Source organism: Devosia sediminis, from assembly GCF_016411825.1.
In the GTDB taxonomy this organism is placed as follows: domain Bacteria; phylum Pseudomonadota; class Alphaproteobacteria; order Rhizobiales; family Devosiaceae; genus Devosia; species Devosia sediminis.
The window spans coordinates 275,641-294,409 of record NZ_JAEKMH010000002.1 but is presented as its reverse complement, the minus strand read 5'-3'; the positions used below and the strand labels follow the sequence as shown (position 1 = coordinate 294,409).

Below are 18,769 nucleotides of genomic sequence, written 5' to 3'. Positions count from 1 at the left end.
TGGCTTGCCCCCTGGAAGCAATAGGCCCGGCCCGTCAGTCGCCACCGCCGCCGCCACCGTCACTGCCGCCGGCATCACCGCTGCCGTCGGTATCGGTATGGCGGTCGCTGTCCCCGGCCATCACCGCGCCGTCGCCGCCCGAACCCTTGTCGGACTTGCGCCTGCGTTTCGCCATGCCGGCATAAACGATGGCGCCGGTACCGAGGAGGACGAACAGCAGGACAAAAGCCAGTTCCATGGCTAGCTCCCTAGCCGGCCCAGGAGATCATCGAGCTGCGCCTGGCGCGCCGGCGACCAGTCAGCGGTTTTCGAGACGATGAGGTTGGCCTCGCTTTTCAGCATCACACCGTCCTCGAGCACGCGCAGGCCATTGGCGGCCAGGGTCGAGCCGGTCGAGGTGATGTCGACGACGATATCGGCCACGCCAGAGGCCGGGGCTGCCTCGGTGGCGCCCAGGCTTTCGACGATGCGGTATTCGGCGATCCCGGCATTGGCGAAGTGCTGGCGGGTAATGGTGATGTATTTGGTGGCAACGCGCAGCCAGCGGCCGTGGCGCGAGCGGAAATCCGACGCCACATCGGCCAGGTCGTGCATATGCGTGACATCGATCCACGCCTCGGGCACGGCAATGACCACATCGGCATGGCCGAACTGCAGATCGCGGGCAAAGCTCACCGAAGCGGGCCCGGATTCGCTGGTCTCGTGGATCAGGTCGCGGCCGGTGACGCCGAGATCGATGCTGCCGCGAATGAGCTCGCGGGCGATTTCCGAAGCCGGGAAGAACCGCACCGTGATCTCGGGCAGGCCTTCGATGGCCCCGAGATAGGAGCGCGCACCGCCCGGACGGGTAATGGTCAGGCCTCGCTGGGCGAACCAGTCGCGCGTCAGCTCTTCCAGGCGGCCCTTGGAGGGTACGGCGAGGGTGATGGTCATTTCGGCCACTCCGCTTCGAGGCGATCGACCCAGAGGGCGCAGCCGGAGGCGGCGATCGGCGCCTTGGCGCCAAGGCGTTCGAGGAGGCGATCGTACTGGCCGCCGGACACGAGCACGGTGCCGCCCTGACCGCGCATCTCGAAGACGATGCCGGTATAATAGTCGAGGCGCGGCGAGAAGCTGGCGTCGAAGCTGACGCGCGCTTCGCCCAGGCCATCGAGATGACGGCGAATGGCCTTCATCGGCGGACCGAGGAAGAGACGGTGCTTTTCGGCCAGGGCCTCCGCCTGCCGCAGAGCCGAGAGCGCATCGCCCTTGATCGAGAGATAGTCGCGCAGCAGCTTCAGCGTGGCTGCCGGGACATGGGCGTCGTCGAGGGCCTGCTGTTCGAGGTAACGATCGGCAATCTCGTCCGGGGTGCGGCTGTCCGAGAGGCTGAGACCGGCCGAGACCATGCGGGCGGTGACATCCTCGATCAGGTCGTCGCGCGAGGGCTGTTCGCTGCGCTTCAGGTCCGGCGCCTGTTCGAGGCGCGACAGGAGCCGGTCCATGGCCTCGGTATGGCCGAAGCGGTGACGGATGCGCGAGCGCCAGGCATCGGGCATGTCGGCCTGCTGCAGCAGGGTTTCGAACATGCCGACGCCGCCAAGCTTCACCTGCGGCGTGACGCCATAAAGCGAGAGCGCGGCGCGAGCGAAGGTCAGCACCTGGTCGAGGGCGATATCGCCATCGGGCTGGGCCAGCAATTCAATACCGGCCTGGTCGAATTCGGCCGGGCCATTGCTGCGCTGGCGGAAGATCGGCCCGAGATAGGAAAAGGCGGCCGGTTCCCCCGCGCCCTGGGCAATATAGTCGGCAACGATGGGCAGGGTGAAATCGGGCCGGAGACAGTATTCGGCGCCGGTCAGATCAGTGGTCAGCAACAGGCGCCGACCGAATTCCTCGCCCGCGAGATCAAAATACGGATCGGCATCGAGCAGCAGTGGCGGGGTGGCGCGGCACCCACCCTGGGCTTCCACAAGCGCCTCGAGCTGGGCGCGGCGCATGGCGGCATTGGTCATGGTGTTCCGCCCCTTTCAACCTCAAACACACCGACTGTCATCCCGGCGAAGGCCGGGATCCATCCTGAGATCTCAAGATGGGCCCCGGCCTTCGCCGGGGTGACATCGTAGTTGTTGAGGGGGCAGAGCAGCACCATCAGCCCTGCTCACTCAGCAGCTTCTTCACCGCACTCACCAGCTCTTCGCGCCTAATTTCGAACTGGCCGGGGCGGGCGGCTTTCCATTCGGCATTGTCGCTAATCGCCTGGGCGGCCTCTTTGCCCGCGATCAGGTCCTTGATCTGCAAGATGCCCTGCTCGCGCTCCTGCGATCCCTCGATGATGACCACGGGCGAATTGCGCTTGTCGGCATAGGCGACCTGCTTGCCGAAATTCTTGGTGGAGCCCAGAAACATTTCGGCGCGGATGCCGGCCTGGCGAAGCTCCGAAACCATGGCCTGGTAGCGGGCAGTCTGGTCCTTGTCCATGACGAGGACCACGACGGGGCCGGCCGGTTCCGTGGCGCCGAGATTACCGGTGAGTTTGAGCGCATTGGCGAGGCGCGAGACGCCGATGGAAAACCCGGTGGCCGGAACGGGTTCGCGGCGGAAGCGGGAAACGAGACCGTCATAGCGGCCACCGCCACCGACCGAGCCGAAGACCACATCCTGGCCCTTTTCGTTCTGCACCTTGAAGGTCAGTTCGATTTCGAAGACCGGGCCGGTATAATATTCGAGGCCGCGAACGACTGATGGGTCGATCTTGATCTTTTCCGCGCCATAGCCGGCAGCGTCGAAAAGCGCTTGCATGGCGTTGAGTTCGGCAACACCCTCATTGTCGGCAGGCGGCTTGCCCGAGACATAGTCCAGCACCACGGCCGCCTGGGCGTCCGACAGGCCGGCACCCTTGGTGAAGTCGCCGCTCTCGTCCTTGCGGCCGGCGCCGAGCAGAAGCTTCACGCCTTCGGGGCCGAACTTGTCGAGTTTGTCGACGGCGCGGAGCACGGTGAGCTTCTGTTCGTCGCTGGTGACGCCGGCGGCTTCCAGCACGCCGTCCAGCACCTTGCGGTTGTTGACGCGGACGACGTATTTGCCCTGCAATCCCAAGGCATCCATGACGTCGGCCATCATCATGCACATTTCGGCGTCCGCTTCCGGACCGGGCGCGCCGACCGTATCGGCGTCGAACTGCATGAACTGGCGGAAGCGGCCGGGCCCCGGCTTTTCATTGCGGAACACGTAGCCCTGCCGGTACGACCGGTAGGGTTTTGGCAGGGTCTCGAATTTCTCGGCGAAGAAGCGGGCGAGCGGCGCGGTCAGATCGTAGCGCAGGCTCATCCACTGCTCGTCGTCGTCCTGCAACGAGAACACGCCGGCATTGGGCCGGTCGGTATCGGGCAGGAATTTTCCGAGCGTCTCGGTATATTCGAACAGCGGCGTTTCGACGGGATCGAAGCCGTACTTCTCATAGACTGCCTTGATCTTGCTGATCATGGCGCCGACGGCGGCGATCTCGCCGGGCGTGCGATCCTCGAAACCGCGCGGCAGGCGGGGCGTGATGAGCTTGGTCTTTTCGGTCATTTGAGGCCCCAAGAAAGTCGGCCCGTTGTTAGACGATCAAGGCCGCGGAAACAATGGCGGATGGCAGGCAGCCGGGGAGGTCCCCGGCTGCCTTTCTCAATCACGGGCCGCTCCGCTCGGGGGCGTGCAGCCGATAGGCGTGGAGATCAACACCAGCCCATCGAAAGGGGTCGTCTGCTTCGGGCAGTCCGACGTCCTTGCGCAGGTAGTCAGGCACGGGGGAATAGCGGACCGGCCGCTGCGCCCACCAGGCGCTGATGGCGCTCACCAGAACGGAGCGCAGGCCCCGCTGATGCACGGCATCGGCGATCGAGAATTCAAGGCGCAGCACGACGCTGCGCTCATCGAGCACGTTCGAAGACATTGCAATATCCGGCGGACAGCTCCGCCGGCCTCTATGACGATAGGAAGGGAGAAAAACGGAATCCGGACGCAATACGGGCCGGTTCAGATTTTCAGGTTGGGGGTTAATGTTCGCGGCCAGAGACGGCCGGAGGCATCAGCGGTCCGAAATCAGATTCGGACGAGATGATGGAGTTTTGGCCCCGAGTGGCGAACGGTGATTGCTATCATTAGACGCCTCCCTCGGATGGCAGTTGCGAACGGTGGCTGGATAACTCACGGAGTCGTGAGCCGCAACCCCAAGATGTGGCAGCGTGTCGCACTTCGCCCGACCTGTTGCATCCATGTCACTGTCACCACACTGGAAATGCCGCAGCACGTAGTCGCCCCAGATTGCCAGCACGGCACGCCCTCTGCAGTATCGTGACGGTAAGGAGGGCGGCATGGTCGGTGCGGAGCGGTTGCGGGCGCTGGTGATCGACGACAACGCTCATGCGCGCGCCATCTGCCTCATGCACCTGCGCAAGCTGGGCATTGGTGAAGCCGAAGAGGCGGCGACGGGGGCCGAGGCCATCCTGAGGCTGATGTCGGCGCCATTCGGCCTCGTGATCCTGGACTGGTACATGCCCGATATCAGCGGTGCCGGAGTGATGCAGGTGCTGCGCGACCGCCGGTTCGGTCCGGCATCCGCCACCCCGGTCATCCTCATGACCGCCTATCCCTCCGTCGAGAACTGCGACCGGGCGCGGGAGCTGGGGGTCAGCGCGGTGCTGCCCAAGCCCTTCACCAGCGCCGACCTCGGCGTGGCCCTGGGGCGGGTGCTGGCGGGAGGCAAGCGGGACGAACTGGTGCTGCTCTGAGCGCTGCGCGTAAAACCTTTGTTAAGCCTTCGCCGCCACCGGAGCTTAACCACGTGGCTTGACCTCTCTTTTGCGCTTCTGCGGGACAATACGCAGAACCGAATTTGGGGACTTTTAGGCCATGACGATCCGAACCGTCCGCGCGCTGGTGGCTGCCACGACCATCGCAGCGCTCCTGCCCACCGCCCTGCCCGCCCAGGCGGCGCCGTTCTGGAGCTCCGACCGTCCGGCCTGGCGCTTCGGCCCGCCCGAAGGCGTCAACGTGCTCGAAACCCGGCCGCGCGCCGTGAGCGTGCAGCAGGCGGCGCCGCGTCATGCGCTGGCCGTTCCCGCCCCGGCCCAGGTGTCGTCCATCTACCTGCGCCGGGAGGTGGACTACACGACCTCCGAGCGCACCGGCACCATCGTGGTCGATACGCGGCAGCATTTCCTTTATCTCGTGCTCGGCAATGGCCGGGCGCTGCGCTACGGCATCGGCGTCGCCCGCGACGGCTTCGAGTGGAGCGGCACGCACCGGATCACCCGCAAGGCCGAATGGCCGAGCTGGACGCCGCCGGCCGAGATGCGCCGCCGCCAGCCGGGCCTGCCCACTTTCATGCCGGGCGGACCGGGCAATCCCATGGGCGCCCGCGCGCTTTATCTCGGGTCCACGCTCTATCGCATCCACGGCACTGTGGAACCCTGGACCATCGGCCAGAACGTCTCCTCGGGCTGCATCCGCATGGTCAACGAGGACGTAATCGACCTCTACGAACGCGTACAAATGAACGCAAAGGTGGTTGTGCTTTCCTAAGGAGTTTGCGCGACAGTCCCGGCGGTTCGGCCGCGACCGGCGCAGCACGGAGGACCTCCATGTTCCAGTTGAGGCCGCTCCTCAGGCGGTTTGGCAGCGACGAAAGCGGCGTCTTTGCCGTGATATTCGGGCTGATGGCCATCGTGCTTGTCGCGCTGGGCGGCGCCACCGTGGACTTTGTGAGCTTGGAACAGGCGCGTCAGCGTGCGCAGGTGGCGCTGGACGCTGCCGTTCTGGCGCTGCAGCCGGACATGTATGCTGAAGACATGACCGAAGCCGAGATCCGGGAGTATATCCTCCGGAGCGCCCAGGATCTGGTGCTGGAGCGGATCGGCAAGCCCGGCATCATCAACGCACAGGTCGACCGGATCACCATGGATTTCGAGACCGGACGCTTGTTCCTGGGCGGTGACTTCACCATGCCCACCATGTTTGTGAGCCTTGTAGGCGTGACGCAGCTCGGCTCGAGCTTTTCGGCCGAAGCGGTGCGCGGCTCGGTGGATATCGAAGTGGCCGTGGCGCTCGACGTCACCGGCTCGATGGGCGGCGCGCGCATTGCCGCGCTCAAGGCTGCTGTCGGCGACCTCGTGGACGTCATCGTCCAGGACCAGCAGGAACCGACCTACTCCAAGGTCGCCCTGGTCCCCTATTCTCAGGCTGTCAATGCGGGCGGCTATGCTGCAGCCCTGCGGGGCCCGGTGCGCGATGCCAAGACCATCAGTTCGATGAGTTGGGCATCAGGCTCGACCATGACGATAACAGCCGCCACCAAGGCCAGCCCGGTGGAAATCAGGTCGTCGAGCAATCACGGCCTTGCTTCCAACGACTGGGTTTATGTCTTCGAGGTCGAAGGCATGACCCAAATCAACAATCGTGCCTTCCAGATCGACAAGGTCAATGCCAGTCGATTCACGCTCAGAAACGTCGATGGGCGCAATTACGGCAACTTCACCAAGGGCAAGTTCGTGAAATGCCACGTCGCCAATTGCGCGACCGTCTTCACTTCCAACAATCACGGCTACTCCAATAACGACTGGGTGCGCGTGACCGATGTCGCCACCTGGCAACTGGGAAATGGCATCAACAACACAGATTACCGCGTGACGAACGCTACCACCAATACGCTGCAATTGAGCGGCTATAGCACCAACCATACCGCCATCTACACGGCCAATAGCGGCAAGCTGCATTGCACCTGGCAGAATGCCAGCGAGGGCTGCACCTATTTCCGCTATCAGGGCCTGTGGGGCACTTACACCTACCCGATCACTGATTGCGTAACCGACCGTGTCACGCCCATCAACGACCGGGCGCCGAGCACGACATTCGTCGGGCGCAACTATGTTCCGAGCGGCATTTGCCCCAATACCCAGATCGTGCCGCTGACCGATGACCGCGATACGCTGCACGATACGATCGACAACCTGCCGGCCACGGGCAATACGGCCGGCAGTCTCGGCATTCTCTGGGCCTGGTACATGCTATCCCCCAATTTCGGCTATGTCTGGCCCGAGATCAGCCGGCCTGCGCCCTACGGAAAGGCCAACCTGCTCAAGGCCGCCATCATCATGACCGACGGCGAATTCAACACCGTCCACTGCAATGGCGCCGTTTCCGCCGACTCCGCGGGAGGCTGGGACCGGATCAATTGCAACGCGCCTAATGGCGAACCCTACAAACAGGCGCGCGACTATTGCGACGGCATGAGGGCGGCGGACATCGTGGTCTACACGGTAGGTTTCGGCATCACAGCAGGCAGCGCGGCTGCGAATGTGCTGAACTATTGTGCCAGCACGCCCAGCCACGCCTATCTCGCATCCAACGCCGCCAGCCTGTCGGCTGCATTCGATCAGATCGCACGCAACATCTCATCGCTGCGACTGACACAGTAAGCTGGGGATGGGTGGGTGGTACCGCCTCTCCGGATTGAACGGAGGACCTCTAGATCCACAATCTAGCGCTCTAACCAACTGAGCTAAGGCGGCAGGAACCGCATTCGGGCGCGGCGCTGGGCCGGCTTCCGAAAGCGGGCGGAACATAGGTCGAGATGCTCGATATGACAAGCACCGATTTTTGGCTGTGGACAGAGCCGGTTTTGGTCCCGGCCACCGGACAATTTCAGGCGGGCGCGTGACCAATCTTTAGGAAAGCGCGTTTAACCATCAGGCGCAAAGCTGCCGGTCCGGGCGGTGGCCGGGCTGGATTCGCCCGACGCCGCACTATATTGAAGAACACTTAAGGAACTTCGGACGCTTGTGCCGAAATGGCACAGGCAAACGCAGTCACGACGAGACAAAGGCAGTCCATGGATGACCGCTGGAACATTTTGCCGGATGCGCGCCGCGTGCAGCAGCATGAGGACGATTCACGCCCGGCATGGCTGTGGTCGCAGGACGGGCAGACGCTGATCTGGTCCAATGCGGCCGCCGCGCTGTTTGGCGCCAAGCTCAAGAAGCATGGACTGAAGCTGGCCGAGCCTGCCGTTCCCATCAAGGGCCAGGTTTCCCGCACCATTCGCCTCGGCTCGACCGGCCGCACCAGCCTGGCGCGCATCCAGTTCCTGGCCGGCGAAAAGCCGGTCTCTGCCACCTGCGCCACGACGCCGCTCCTGCGTGCGGATGGGGAAGCCGTGCTGCTGATCGTCGGCGTGGATGCAATCGCCCCGGATGTGCTCGATGCCGCACGTGGCGCTGACGATGCCCTGCTCACCGATGCCCCGCCCGACGACGCACAGCGCGCCTTGGAGCAGCCCGAAGAGCAATCCCCTGATGCTCTGAACGCCAGCCTCCTGCCGGATGGCACCCACCTCGCTGATGCACCACCCGAGGCTGCAGACGAAAGCGACAGCGAGCTGGACGGCGTCGCGGTGGACGCGATCGCCGACGATGGCGCCTATGCCGCCGAGCTCAATATTTGGCGCGACGTCGATGCCGAGACGGCCTATGCGCCGGCCGAGCCGCATGTCCCCACCACCGATAGCGATCATCCATCCGCCTGGGTGGAAGCGCTCGGCGATGCGCCCGTGGGTGCCCCGGATACGGCCGAACCGCCCGCCGACGAGCCAATCATAGAGTCTGGCCCGACCTCAACGGAAGCCGCCGATGCCTTGCTACCGGCCGAGAGCACGGACGAGGAAATCGAATCCGCGTCGCGCCGCCTCAGCACGCTGGTGGACCGGCTGGCTGCGGACGAGGCCCTGTTCGCGCCGCTCAACGAGGCCGACGACCTGCCGCCTCCCGCCCCCGATGTCCCCGCAACCGACCCCGATCAGCAGACCGAAGCGATGGTCGGTGCCTTCTACAAGGTCACCGGGCGCGGCTTCCGCGAGCATCGCGAGGAACCAAGTGAGCCGGCGGCGACAATTGACGAGCCGACCCCACCCGACAGCTCTCCAGATGCCGAAGCGGTCGAGCGCGTCTCACGTTACAATTTCGACGAGCTGTCGCGCATTCTCAACGATCGCGTCGGCGACCGGCGACCATCCGCCCAGACTGCGGGCGGAACCGACCAGGTGCCGGTGCCATCAGGGGCGCCATCGGGCGCACTGATCAATCTGGGCGGTGAGACGCTGGTGCTCAACCGCTTGCCGCTCGGCATCATGGTGTTCCGCGACCAGCAGGTTTTGTTCGCCAATCGGGCCATTACCGAAATGGTCGGCTATGAATCGGTGGAAAGCCTGCGGCAGGCGGGCCTTGCCGCGATTTTCCCGATCATGGGCGAAGACGGACAGGACGCAGGTCCGGTCAATCACCTGGTGCAGCGCGATGGCACCCTGGTTCCGGTGACGGCGCGCCTCCAATCCATTTCCTGGCATGGCCGCCCGGCCCTCATGCTTTCGGCCAGCACCACCGAGGTGCGTACCGGGCACGAGGACGCGGTCAAGGCCTTTGCCCAGACCTTTGCCGACATTCGCGGCGATGGTTTCCTCGAAGCCAGCCGTAATGGCATGGTCAGCGCGGCCAATGCCCCGGCCCTGACGCTGATCGGCGGCGGCAAGTCCATTGTCGGACGGTCGCTGGCCTCGCTCGTAGGCGAGGATGATGGCGTCGCCCTGCGCGCTTTCCTCGAGCGGCCAGCGCGCTTCGCCGAAACCGCCCGCCCCTGCCTCACGCTGCGCGCCGCTGACGGCAAGGCTGACCTGCAACTCTTCGCCCTCGGGCAGGCCGGCGTGGTCTCGGGCTATTTCGGCCTCGTCAATGCACGCCAGACGGCGCCTGCCCGGATCAGCGGGCCGGAAGTTGACCCAGCTCTCCTCGGACGGATCAGTCGTGGCGTCCGCCGGCCACTCAACACGGTCATCGGCTTTTCCGACATCATCCGCTCGAAGGCCTTCGGCGCGCTCGACAACGAGCGCTACGCCGCCTATGCCGACGATATCGCCCAGGCGGGTCAAGAAATCGCCGCCCTGGTCGACGAACTGGACGATTATGCGCGTCTGCGCGATGGCCGCTACCTGCCGCAGCGCGCGAGTCTTGACCTGACCGACCTGCTCGAACAATGCGTGCTGCGCATCCGTCTCCAGGCCAATGCCGCCCGGGTCATCGTCCGCAATGCCATTTCCGAACGGCTGCCGCGGGTCACGGCCGACCGGGCCTCGCTGGCACAGGCGGTGCTGAACCTCTTGGCCAGCGCCATCGACCAGACCCCGGTGGGCGGAGCTGTGGTGATTTCGGCACAGCGCCATGACGATGGCTCCATCGCCATCCAGGTCCGCGACAGTTCGGCTCATGCCGTTGATATGGCCGAGCGCTTCGTGGTGTTCCGCGATGGCGTCGGCAGCGACGGGCGTATGCTGGCGCCGGTTCGATCCAGCGTCGGCCTCGCGTTGACCCGCTCGCTGCTGGCCGTCAACGCGGTGTCGCTGGCAGTCGATCCGGCCGGGGCGGAAGGCCTGCTGTTCACGCTGCGCATTCCTGCCGACCTCGTCGATGAGCGCTCGAGCGCGCAGGAAGCCGACTGATCGCTGCTGCACTTGCAGCGAAATTCTCTATATAAGATCGTGACATATCGGTGCTCCGCTGGAGGAATCATGATGCATCCCCGCAAGTCCCTCACCCTTGCCCTCGCCGGCCTGATGCTGGCCACGGCCTCGGCGTTGGCGCAGCCGACCGAAATCCGCATCGGCGTGGCGCTCGAACCGCCGGCGCTCGATCCGACGGCAGGCGCGGCGGAAGCCATCGACGTGGTGGTCTACCAGAATATTTTCGAGGGCCTCGTGCGCATCGATCAGACCGGCGCAGTGCAGCCCGGCCTTGCCGAAAGCTGGACCATTTCCCAGGATGGCCTCACTTATACGTTCACCCTCCACGAGGGCGTCACTTTCCATGACGGCACCAGCTTTGATGCCGAGGACGTGAAATTCACCTTCGACCGACTTCTCGCCGAAGGCAGCGTCAATGCCCAGAAGGCGCTTTACGAGCCTATCTCCGATGTGACGGTTGTCGATCCGACGACGGTGGAATTCACCCTGTCACGGCCCGATGGGCTGTTCCTCTTCAACCTCGGCCGCGGCGATGCGGTGATCGTGGCACCGGAAAGCGCCGACAACAATGGCGCCGAACCCATCGGCACGGGCCCCTTCGCCTTTGTGCAATGGGATCGCGGCAGCCGTGTCGTGCTCGAACAGTTCGGCCCCTATTGGGGCGACAAGCCGGCGCTCACCAAGGCGACTTACCTCTTCATCGGCGATACCGCCACCATGACCAATGCGCTCCTCGCCGGCGATGTCGACGGCACCAACAATTTCGCGCCCGAGGCGCTGGCGGTGTTCGAGGGCAATCCGCAGTTCAAGGTGCTGGTGGGGTCGACCGAAGGCGAGACCATTCTTTCGACCAACAATGCCAAGGCCCCATTCGACAATCTTCTGGTGCGCCAGGCCATGGCCCATGCGCTCGATCGGCAGGAGGTCATCGATGGCGCGACCTATGGCTATGGCGTTCCGATCGGCACGCATTTCGCGCCGCATCATCCCTATTACCTCGACCTCACCTCGACTTACCCGCACGACGTCGAGAAGGCCAAGGCACTGCTCGCCGAAGCTGGCTATCCCGATGGCTTCTCGGCCACGCTGAAGCTGCCGCCGGTGGCCTATGCCCGCCTTTCCGGCCAGATCATCGCCAGCCAGTTCGCCGAGGCAGGCATCGAGCTCGAACTCATCAACATGGAATGGGCGCAGTGGCTGGAAGACGTCTTTGCCAACAAGGACTTCGACCTCACCATCATCAGCCATGTCGAGCCGTTCGATATTGGCATCTATGCCAACCCCGACTACTACTTTGGCTATGACAATGCCGAAGTGCAGTCGCTCAATGATCAGCTCAACGCCACGACCGACGAGGCCGAGCGCCTGGCGCTGGCCCAGCAGATCCAGACCATCATCACCCAGGACGCGGTCAACGGCTATCTCTTCGAGCTGGCCCAGACCGGCGTCTGGAACGGCAAGCTCGACGGCATGTGGCAGAACGCTCCAGTCGAAGGCGTGGTGCTGCGCGACATCCACTGGGTGGAGTGAGGCTCCTGCTCACCACGGCCCAATAGTGCAGCGCCTCTTGCCTCACCCCACCCTCAATCCCTCCCCATCGAGGGGAGGGAGGCGCAGGACCGAGGCTCTAGTGTTCATCGTCTCCCTCCCCCTTGTGGGGAGGGATCAAGGGTGGGGGTCCCTTGCCCCATGACCCTCTACCTCCTCCGCCGCTTTGCCGGGTTCGTGGTCACGATGTTCGTGGCGGCTTTGGTCATCTTCTTCCTGCTCGACCTGCTGCCTGGAGACCCGGCGCGGTTCATCCTGGGCATCAATGCGACCCCCGAGGCGGTGGCGGCGTTGCGCGCCCAGATGGGTCTCGACGCGCCCGTTCATCAACGATTCATCCAGTGGGTCCTGGACATGGTCCGGGGCGATTTCGGTCTTTCCCACACGCAAGGATTGCCGGTCGCGCAGCTCATCGCCGAGCGCATGGCGGTGACGCTGCCGCTCTCGATTTTCGCCATGATCGTGTCGGTCGCCGTCGGCCTGCCGGTCGGCATTCTGGCCGCCATGCGGCGCGGCAAGGCGACCGATACAGCCTTGATGATATTGGTACAAATCGGCGTCGCCATTCCCAATTTCTGGTTCGGCATGCTGCTGACGCTGCTGTTTTCGGTCACGCTCCACTGGCTGCCCACGGGTGGTTTCGTGCCCTGGCACGAGGACCCCGTCGCGGCTCTGAGAAGCCTTATTCTGCCGGGGCTGGCCTTGGCTTTGCCGCAGGCCTCGATCCTCGCCCGGGTGATGCGCACCGCCCTTGTCGACGTCACCGAACAGGATTTCATCCGCACGGCGCGGGCCAAAGGACTGACCAAGGCGGAGGCCGTTTGGCGCCACGGCGTGCGCAACGCCATGCTGCCGATCCTCACCATACTGGGCCTGCAATTCGCCTATCTCATCGCCGGCACCATCATCGTCGAAAATGTCTTCTACCTGCCGGGGCTCGGGCGGTTGATCTTCACCGCGATTTCAGAGCGCGACCTCGTGCTTGTCGGCGGCGCGACCATTGTGCTGGTGCTGGCGACCACGGTGACCATGCTGATCGTCGACCTCTGCTACGCCCTGGTCGATCCCCGCCTCCGGGGACGCGGCGCATGAACTGGCAGGCGCTGCGGCACAATCCGAGCCTGCTCATTGGCCTTGTGGCGACACTGGCCTTTGCGCTTCTGGGCGTCGTATCGATCTGGTGGACGCCCTATCCGATCGAGCAGGTGGCGATCGCCCAGCGTTTCCAGGGTCCCTCGCCCGCGCACTGGCTGGGCACCGATCACCTGGGGCGCGACATGCTCTCCCTGATCATGAGCGGCACGCTGACGAGTTTCGTCGTCGCCGCGCTCGGCGTCCTCATCGGCGTGGCGGTCGGCGTGCCCATGGGGCTCGCCGCGGGCGCCTGGGGCGGCGCTGTGGAATGGCTGGTGCTCAGAATCTCGGATCTCACCTTCGCCTTCCCCGCAGTGATCGTGGCGATCCTCATCACGGCACTGGCAGGACCGGGCGAAACCAATGCCATCATTGCCATAGGCGTATTCAATGTGCCGGTCTTTGCCCGCGTGGCGCGCGGGGGCGCGCTGGCGGTGGCGACGCAGGACTATGTCGCGGCCGCGCGCCTGGCCGGACACGGCAATGTCTCAATCGCCTGGCGGCATCTGTTGCCCAATATCATGAGCCTCCTCATCGTTCAGGGGACGATCCAGCTTTCGCTAGGCATCCTGGCGGAAGCCGGCCTCAGCTACATCGGCCTCGGTACGCAGCCGCCCGCCACCAGCCTCGGGCTGATGCTGCGCGACGCGCAGAGCCTGTTCCTGATCCATCCCTGGCTCAGCGTCGTGCCGGGGCTCACCATCGTCTTCATCGTCATTGCGCTCAACCTTGCCGGCGACGGCCTCCGCGATGCCATGGACCCGCGATTGAGACATCAAGGACTGGCCCATGGCGCTGGTTGAGATCGACGACCTCACGATTGCCTTTTCCGGCCGACCGGCGGTGGCCGGGCTGACACTGCGCATAGACCGTGGCGACCGCTACGGCATTATTGGAGAGAGCGGATCGGGCAAGTCGCTGACGGCGTTGGCCATTGCCGGACTATTGCCGGACAGCTCCACCGTAGCGGGCGCAGTTCGTTTCGATGGCGCCCCGCTACCCGAGGACGAGCGGGTTCTGGCCCGACTGCGGGGCAAGCGCATCGGCATGGTCTTCCAGGAGCCGATGACGGCGCTCAATCCGCTGATGACCATCGGCGAGCAGATCGAAGAGGCCATCGTGCTTTCGGAGGTCCCCGATGTGGCGAACCTGGTGGTGCCGGACCTGCTCGACGAGGTCGGCCTGTCGCCCAGCCATGTCGGGCGCTACCCGCATCAGCTCTCGGGCGGGCAACGGCAGCGCGCCATGATCGCGATGGCGCTGGCCAGCCGGCCGGAGCTGATGATCGCCGACGAACCGACTTCGGCACTCGATGTCATCACCCAGCGCGTGGTGCTCGACCTCATTGCCGAGATCTGCAAGCGCCGGCAGATGACGCTGTTGTTCATCAGCCACGACATCCGGGCCGTCGCGACACTCTGTTCGCGCGTGGGCGTGATGCAGGCCGGGCGCATGGTCGAACAGGGTGCGGTTGCCGACGTGTTGAAAAGCCCGCAGGCGGCCTACACACAAAAGCTGCTGGCCGCGAGCCGCATGGACCGTCGCCCTGCCCCGGTGGCGAGCGTGGAGGAGCAGGACCTGCTGGCCGTGATGGGCGTCAGCCGCGTCTATGCCCAGGGCGGGCTGTGGCCATGGCGCGATCCCCCGCTGCGCGCCGTGGACAGGGTCGATTTGACCATCGGCGCGGGTGAATGCGTGGCGCTGGTCGGACCATCGGGGTGTGGCAAGACCACGCTGGCGCGGATGATCGTCGGCCTCGACAGCGCCAGCGAGGGGCGGATGCTGCTCGATGGTGTGCCTTATCGGGGGCGCGACTTGCCGCCCGGCTCGCGCGCTGCCATGTCGCTGGTGTTCCAGGATCCGTTCAGCAGCTTCGATCCGCGGATGAGCGTTGGCACCTCGCTCGCCGAACCCCTTCATCTGTTGGGCGTGATGAGCAGGGAAGAGCGTGACGCGCGCCTCAGGGAGGCGGTCGAGGCGGTGGGGCTCGACGCTTCCATGCTCACCCGCTACCCGCACGAGTTTTCCGGCGGACAACGGCAGCGGCTCGCCATCGCGCGGGCGCTGGTGACGCGGCCCCGCGTCGTGGTGCTTGATGAGCCGGTTTCAGCGCTTGACGTGTCGCTGCGCGGTGACGTGCTCAACCTCTTGGCGCGGCTCAGGGCCGAGCATGGGCTCAGCTACCTCATCATCAGTCACGACCTCGACATGGTCGCCGCCATGGCCGACCGGGTGCTGGTGATGGAGGCAGGACGGATCGTCGAAGAAGGACGGCCGGACGAATTGTTCGCCCGACCGCAGCACTCATTGACGCAGGCGCTAATGCTGGCGCGCCTGCCGGATGTCGCTTGAGCTTACTGGATCGCCACGCCGGCGGCTTCGATCACCGGAGCCCAACGCTCGACTTCGGTGGTCACATGGTCGGCCAGCTCTTCCGGGGTTGAGCCGACGACAACCGCACCGGCTTCGGCCAGGCGCTGCTGCACCGCCGGATCGCTGACGGCAGCAACGGCTGCCTCATTGAGCTTGGCGATGACCTCCGGCGGCGTGCCGGCCGGGGCGAACAGCGCGTTCCAGGTATTGGTCTCATAGCCGGGGACGCCGGCCTCATCCATGGTGGGCACGTCGGGGAAGCTGGCGCTGCGCTCGAGCGTGGTGACCGCCAGGGGCTTCAAAGTGCCGGCCTTCATGTGTTCGCTGGCCGAAGGCAGATTGTCGAAGATGATCGGAACGGCGCCGGACAGAGCATCGACCAGCGCCGGCCCGGAGCCCTGATACGGCACGTGGACCATGTCGGTCTCAGTCATCGATTTGAAGAGTTCACCGGACAGATGCAGCGGCGTGCCATTGCCCGAAGAGGCATAGGCGTGCTGCTCCGGCTCGGCCTTGAGCTTGGCAATCAGTTCCTCGACGCTGTTGGCGGGGAATTCGGGATTGACCAGCAGCACGTTGGGCACGGTGACGAGGAGGGAGATCGGCTCGAAATCGGCGGAGGGATCAAAAGGAGGGGAGGCATAGAGCGAGGCACTCAGCGCATGCGTCGCGATGGTACCCATGAGGATGGTGTAGCCATCAGGCGCCGCATCGGCGACTGCGGTGGCGCCGACGACGCCACCAGCGCCGGCCTGGTTGACCACGAGAACGTTCTGCCCCAGCTCCTTGGACATGGCCTCGGCCACGATACGGCCAACGAGGTCGGTGGACCCACCAGCGGCGAAGGGCACGACGAGATTGATGGGCTTGGTGGGAAAATCGGATTGCGCGACAACCGGTGCCGACACAGACAACAGGGCGGCGAAGACAGGCAATGCGAAAGCAAGCTTCATGACAATGTTCTCCTCCAAATGGTGCGCTTGGGCGCCAGGGCCGGTTCGTGCCGGCCCCGGCAAGACGCTACAGGTGGTGGAGAGATGGGACAACCGCCCTGACAGTCACTCTTGCCGGTGCAACCGGTAGAGCAGCACGGCGACCTGGGCCAGGATCTCCGGCATGGCCTCCATGGCCTCATCATACTGGGCCCAGTCCTCATCGCTGGCAGTGTCATCGGGGTGATTGGCGGGGTCCGCCAGCATGAGGCCGGTAGCAAGACCCATTGCCGCCTCGCCCCGCGGATCGTCGCCGGTGTCGCGCAGCAGTTCGTCCCAGGCATCGAAGCGAAGCAACATGGCCTCCTGGAAGCCCGATATCCAGGCCTGCCAGACGATTTCGTCGGTATCGTCGTCGACTTCATAGAGGGGACCATATTCGCCCGCGGCCAGTTCGCGCTCAATATCGGCCAGCCGCGCATCGACCAGCGCCTCGAGCTCGTCGAAGCCTGGCCGGAGGACGCCGCGCTCGTCGGCGGCCCAGTCGAAGGGCCAATATTCGTCCTTGGCGACCGGCGTCGGGCTGACGGCGATGGCGCAAAGAAAGCCATCGAGCTCGGTCAGCAGCATGGCCTCGTCGCCGGCCTCGGCCAACACGTCGTCGAGGCGCAGCAGGGATTCGGGGAGTTCGCTGAAATCTGAGGACATGGCGGTCGGGCTCGCGTGTGGCAAAGCCCGACCTTACACCCGATCAGCGGCTGTTGTGCAACATGCCCTGGAACGCGCGGAAGCTGGCCTTGGGCGTGCGCTTCTGCGTCTCGTAGTCGACATGCACGAGACCAAAGCGCTTGTTGTAACCTTCGGCCCATTCGTAATTGTCGAGCAGCGACCACGCGAAATAGCCCCGCACATCGGCGCCCGCGGCCTTGGCGGCGAGCACGGCCATGAGGTGATCTTCGTAATATTTCACGCGGCGCGGATCGTCGTTGCCTTCGACCTCGGCCATGCCGTTCTCGGTCACGTAGATCGGCTTCTTGGTATATTCGTTGGACACACGCACCAGGAGGTCGCTGAGACCCTTGGGGTAGATTTCCCAACCGATATCGGTGCGCTCAAGGTCGCCCTTGACCTGTTCGACAGGCCGGCCGGGCTCGCTCGACGCCTTGTAGAGGCCGCGGGTGTAGTAGTTGATGCCGAGCCAATCGAGTGGGCGGGACACCACCTCCATATCGGCCTGGTAGTTGGCCGGCAGGTAGGGTTCGAGCCACTTGGTCAGGATTTCGGGGTATTCGCCCTTGAAGACGCCACCCAGATACCAGCGGTTGAACAGCGCGTCGCCGAAATCGCAGGCTTGCCGGTCGGCTTCGCTGTCGGTCGCCGGTTCGGACTTTTCGAGGTTGAGCACGATGCCGAGATTCTTTGCGCCGTTGGCACGCAGAGCATCGATGGCCGTGCCATGGGCGAACAGCACATGGTGCATGGCGCGGGCGGCGGCGCGAAGGTCGCGATAACCGGGCGCGTGGACGCCGAGGAAGTGGCTCAGGAAGGCGACGCACCAGGGTTCGTTGATTGTGGCCGTGGCTTCCAGCCGGTCGCCGAACTTGTTGGCGACAAGGGCTGCATAGTCGGCAAACCAGTTGGCGATGTCGCGGTTCATCCAGCCGCCGCGATCCTGCAGGGTGGATGGCAGATCCCAATGATAAAGCGTGGCATATGGCTTGATGCCGCGCTCGAGCATGCCGTCGATCAGGCGATCGTAGAAGTCGACGCCGGCCTGGTTGACGGGGCCGGTACCATCAGGAATGAGGCGCGGCCAGGCGAAGGAAAAGCGATAGGCGTCGAAGCCGCCATCGCGAATGAGATCCAGGTCCTGCGGCCAGAGCTCATAGTGATTGCAGGCATTGATGCCCGTATCGCCATTGTGGACATTGCCCGGCGTGGCCGAGAACGTGTCCCAGATGCACGAGCCGCGGCCATCACCCTGGCCGCCTTCGATCTGGTAGGCGGCCGTGGCGACGCCAAAGGTAAAGTCGGGACCGAAATCCCGGCGGTCAAACGAGAACATTTCCCCTCCAAGCCCGGCCTGACGCCGAAACGGACAAGCCGGATAACAAGGCGGGAAATGTTATGCAATCGATTTCAGCAATCGATTTAAATGGCGTACGTGCGTCAAATTGGCGGACTCCCTTAAGCCAAGTGATGGAAGCCCCGAGACGCCTTTCACCTCTGAGTTTAAATTTAGTGAGACGCAAGA

The 18,769-nt window shown here is 64.5% G+C and carries 16 protein-coding genes and 1 tRNA gene; 8 read left to right on the top strand and 9 right to left on the bottom strand.

Features of this window, described 5'->3' with window-relative positions; all coding sequences use genetic code 11:
- Positions 1 to 34: 34 nt before the first annotated feature.
- The 5 genes from JEQ47_RS08725 to JEQ47_RS08705 form a co-directional block, all read right to left on the bottom strand.
- Entirely contained in the window at positions 35 to 238 is a 204-nt protein-coding gene (locus JEQ47_RS08725) for a hypothetical protein (RefSeq protein ID WP_198876028.1), read from the bottom strand.
- A 2-nt stretch (positions 239 to 240) separates the two neighbouring features.
- Positions 241 to 933: an ATP phosphoribosyltransferase gene (hisG, locus tag JEQ47_RS08720; RefSeq protein ID WP_198876027.1), complete on the bottom strand. Its 693-nt coding sequence runs from the start codon at positions 931 to 933 to the stop codon at positions 241 to 243.
- On the bottom strand, positions 930 to 1,994 hold the full coding sequence (locus tag JEQ47_RS08715) for an ATP phosphoribosyltransferase regulatory subunit (protein ID WP_198876026.1): 1,065 nt from the start codon (positions 1,992 to 1,994) through the stop codon (positions 930 to 932). The genes hisG and JEQ47_RS08715 overlap by 4 nt, the downstream gene beginning before the upstream one ends.
- A gap of 136 nt (positions 1,995 to 2,130) precedes the next feature.
- Positions 2,131 to 3,552 carry a histidine--tRNA ligase gene (hisS, locus tag JEQ47_RS08710; protein WP_198876025.1) on the bottom strand — a complete coding sequence of 474 codons (1,422 nt, stop codon included), beginning with the start codon at positions 3,550 to 3,552 and terminating at the stop codon, positions 2,131 to 2,133.
- A 100-nt stretch (positions 3,553 to 3,652) separates the two neighbouring features.
- Entirely contained in the window at positions 3,653 to 3,916 is a 264-nt protein-coding gene (locus JEQ47_RS08705) for a hypothetical protein (protein ID WP_198876024.1), read from the bottom strand.
- Between the two features lie 421 nt (positions 3,917 to 4,337).
- Here JEQ47_RS08705 and JEQ47_RS08700 point away from each other — a divergent pair, with 421 nt between their 5' ends.
- The 3 genes from JEQ47_RS08700 to JEQ47_RS08690 all read left to right on the top strand — a co-directional run bounded on the left by JEQ47_RS08700 (position 4,338) and on the right by JEQ47_RS08690 (position 7,439).
- On the top strand, positions 4,338 to 4,754 hold the full coding sequence (locus tag JEQ47_RS08700) for a response regulator (protein ID WP_198876023.1): 417 nt from the start codon (positions 4,338 to 4,340) through the stop codon (positions 4,752 to 4,754).
- A 121-nt stretch (positions 4,755 to 4,875) separates the two neighbouring features.
- Positions 4,876 to 5,547 carry a L,D-transpeptidase gene (locus JEQ47_RS08695; RefSeq protein ID WP_198876022.1) on the top strand — a complete coding sequence of 224 codons (672 nt, stop codon included), beginning with the start codon at positions 4,876 to 4,878 and terminating at the stop codon, positions 5,545 to 5,547.
- A gap of 59 nt (positions 5,548 to 5,606) precedes the next feature.
- Positions 5,607 to 7,439 (top strand): TadE/TadG family type IV pilus assembly protein, encoded by a 1,833-nt coding sequence (locus tag JEQ47_RS08690; protein WP_198876021.1) that lies wholly within the window; start codon positions 5,607 to 5,609, stop codon positions 7,437 to 7,439.
- Between the two features lie 16 nt (positions 7,440 to 7,455).
- Here JEQ47_RS08690 and JEQ47_RS08685 read toward each other — a convergent pair.
- Positions 7,456 to 7,532 (bottom strand) — tRNA-His (locus JEQ47_RS08685).
- Positions 7,533 to 7,852: 320 nt separating this feature from the next.
- Between JEQ47_RS08685 and JEQ47_RS08680 the strand changes: the two genes are divergently transcribed.
- The 5 genes from JEQ47_RS08680 (at position 7,853) to JEQ47_RS08660 (ending at position 15,562) form a co-directional block, all read left to right on the top strand.
- Positions 7,853 to 10,507, top strand: coding sequence for a sensor histidine kinase (locus JEQ47_RS08680; protein WP_198876020.1), 2,655 nt, complete (start codon positions 7,853 to 7,855; stop codon positions 10,505 to 10,507).
- Between the two features lie 72 nt (positions 10,508 to 10,579).
- Positions 10,580 to 12,058, top strand: coding sequence for an ABC transporter substrate-binding protein (locus JEQ47_RS08675; RefSeq protein WP_198876824.1), 1,479 nt, complete (start codon positions 10,580 to 10,582; stop codon positions 12,056 to 12,058).
- Positions 12,059 to 12,217: 159 nt separating this feature from the next.
- Positions 12,218 to 13,168, top strand: coding sequence for an ABC transporter permease (locus JEQ47_RS08670; RefSeq protein ID WP_198876019.1), 951 nt, complete (start codon positions 12,218 to 12,220; stop codon positions 13,166 to 13,168).
- Entirely contained in the window at positions 13,165 to 14,013 is an 849-nt protein-coding gene (locus JEQ47_RS08665; protein WP_198876018.1) for an ABC transporter permease, read from the top strand. The genes JEQ47_RS08670 and JEQ47_RS08665 overlap by 4 nt, the downstream gene beginning before the upstream one ends.
- On the top strand, positions 14,000 to 15,562 hold the full coding sequence (locus JEQ47_RS08660) for a dipeptide ABC transporter ATP-binding protein (RefSeq protein ID WP_198876017.1): 1,563 nt from the start codon (positions 14,000 to 14,002) through the stop codon (positions 15,560 to 15,562). Before JEQ47_RS08665 ends, JEQ47_RS08660 begins: the two co-directional genes overlap by 14 nt.
- A gap of 2 nt (positions 15,563 to 15,564) precedes the next feature.
- Here the strand turns inward: JEQ47_RS08660 and JEQ47_RS08655 are convergent, their stop codons facing one another.
- From JEQ47_RS08655 to JEQ47_RS08645, 3 genes are all read right to left on the bottom strand, one after another.
- A complete protein-coding gene (locus tag JEQ47_RS08655; protein ID WP_198876016.1) occupies positions 15,565 to 16,536 on the bottom strand; it encodes a Bug family tripartite tricarboxylate transporter substrate binding protein in 972 nt (323 codons plus the stop codon).
- Positions 16,537 to 16,641: 105 nt separating this feature from the next.
- Entirely contained in the window at positions 16,642 to 17,223 is a 582-nt protein-coding gene (locus tag JEQ47_RS08650) for a UPF0149 family protein (protein WP_198876015.1), read from the bottom strand.
- A 43-nt stretch (positions 17,224 to 17,266) separates the two neighbouring features.
- Entirely contained in the window at positions 17,267 to 18,580 is a 1,314-nt protein-coding gene (locus JEQ47_RS08645; protein ID WP_198876014.1) for a GH1 family beta-glucosidase, read from the bottom strand.
- Positions 18,581 to 18,769 lie beyond the last annotated feature (189 nt).

Excerpts from the sequence above, each read along its gene's own strand:
- JEQ47_RS08690 (WP_198876021.1), top strand. The coding sequence starts at position 5,607 with ATGTTCCAGTTGAGGCCGCTCCTCAGGCGGTTTGGCAGCGACGAAAGC.
- JEQ47_RS08695 (WP_198876022.1), top strand. The coding sequence starts at position 4,876 with ATGACGATCCGAACCGTCCGCGCGCTGGTGGCTGCCACGACCATCGCA.
- JEQ47_RS08665 (WP_198876018.1), top strand. The coding sequence starts at position 13,165 with ATGAACTGGCAGGCGCTGCGGCACAATCCGAGCCTGCTCATTGGCCTT.
- JEQ47_RS08670 (WP_198876019.1), top strand. The coding sequence starts at position 12,218 with ATGACCCTCTACCTCCTCCGCCGCTTTGCCGGGTTCGTGGTCACGATG.
- JEQ47_RS08675 (WP_198876824.1), top strand. The coding sequence starts at position 10,580 with ATGCATCCCCGCAAGTCCCTCACCCTTGCCCTCGCCGGCCTGATGCTG.
- hisG (WP_198876027.1), bottom strand. The coding sequence starts at position 933 with ATGACCATCACCCTCGCCGTACCCTCCAAGGGCCGCCTGGAAGAGCTG.
- JEQ47_RS08650 (WP_198876015.1), bottom strand. The coding sequence starts at position 17,223 with ATGTCCTCAGATTTCAGCGAACTCCCCGAATCCCTGCTGCGCCTCGAC.
- JEQ47_RS08660 (WP_198876017.1), top strand. The coding sequence starts at position 14,000 with ATGGCGCTGGTTGAGATCGACGACCTCACGATTGCCTTTTCCGGCCGA.
- JEQ47_RS08655 (WP_198876016.1), bottom strand. The coding sequence starts at position 16,536 with ATGAAGCTTGCTTTCGCATTGCCTGTCTTCGCCGCCCTGTTGTCTGTG.
- JEQ47_RS08700 (WP_198876023.1), top strand. The coding sequence starts at position 4,338 with ATGGTCGGTGCGGAGCGGTTGCGGGCGCTGGTGATCGACGACAACGCT.
- JEQ47_RS08715 (WP_198876026.1), bottom strand. The coding sequence starts at position 1,994 with ATGACCAATGCCGCCATGCGCCGCGCCCAGCTCGAGGCGCTTGTGGAA.
- JEQ47_RS08705 (WP_198876024.1), bottom strand. The coding sequence starts at position 3,916 with ATGTCTTCGAACGTGCTCGATGAGCGCAGCGTCGTGCTGCGCCTTGAA.
- hisS (WP_198876025.1), bottom strand. The coding sequence starts at position 3,552 with ATGACCGAAAAGACCAAGCTCATCACGCCCCGCCTGCCGCGCGGTTTC.
- JEQ47_RS08645 (WP_198876014.1), bottom strand. The coding sequence starts at position 18,580 with ATGTTCTCGTTTGACCGCCGGGATTTCGGTCCCGACTTTACCTTTGGC.
- JEQ47_RS08680 (WP_198876020.1), top strand. The coding sequence starts at position 7,853 with ATGGATGACCGCTGGAACATTTTGCCGGATGCGCGCCGCGTGCAGCAG.
- JEQ47_RS08725 (WP_198876028.1), bottom strand. The coding sequence starts at position 238 with ATGGAACTGGCTTTTGTCCTGCTGTTCGTCCTCCTCGGTACCGGCGCC.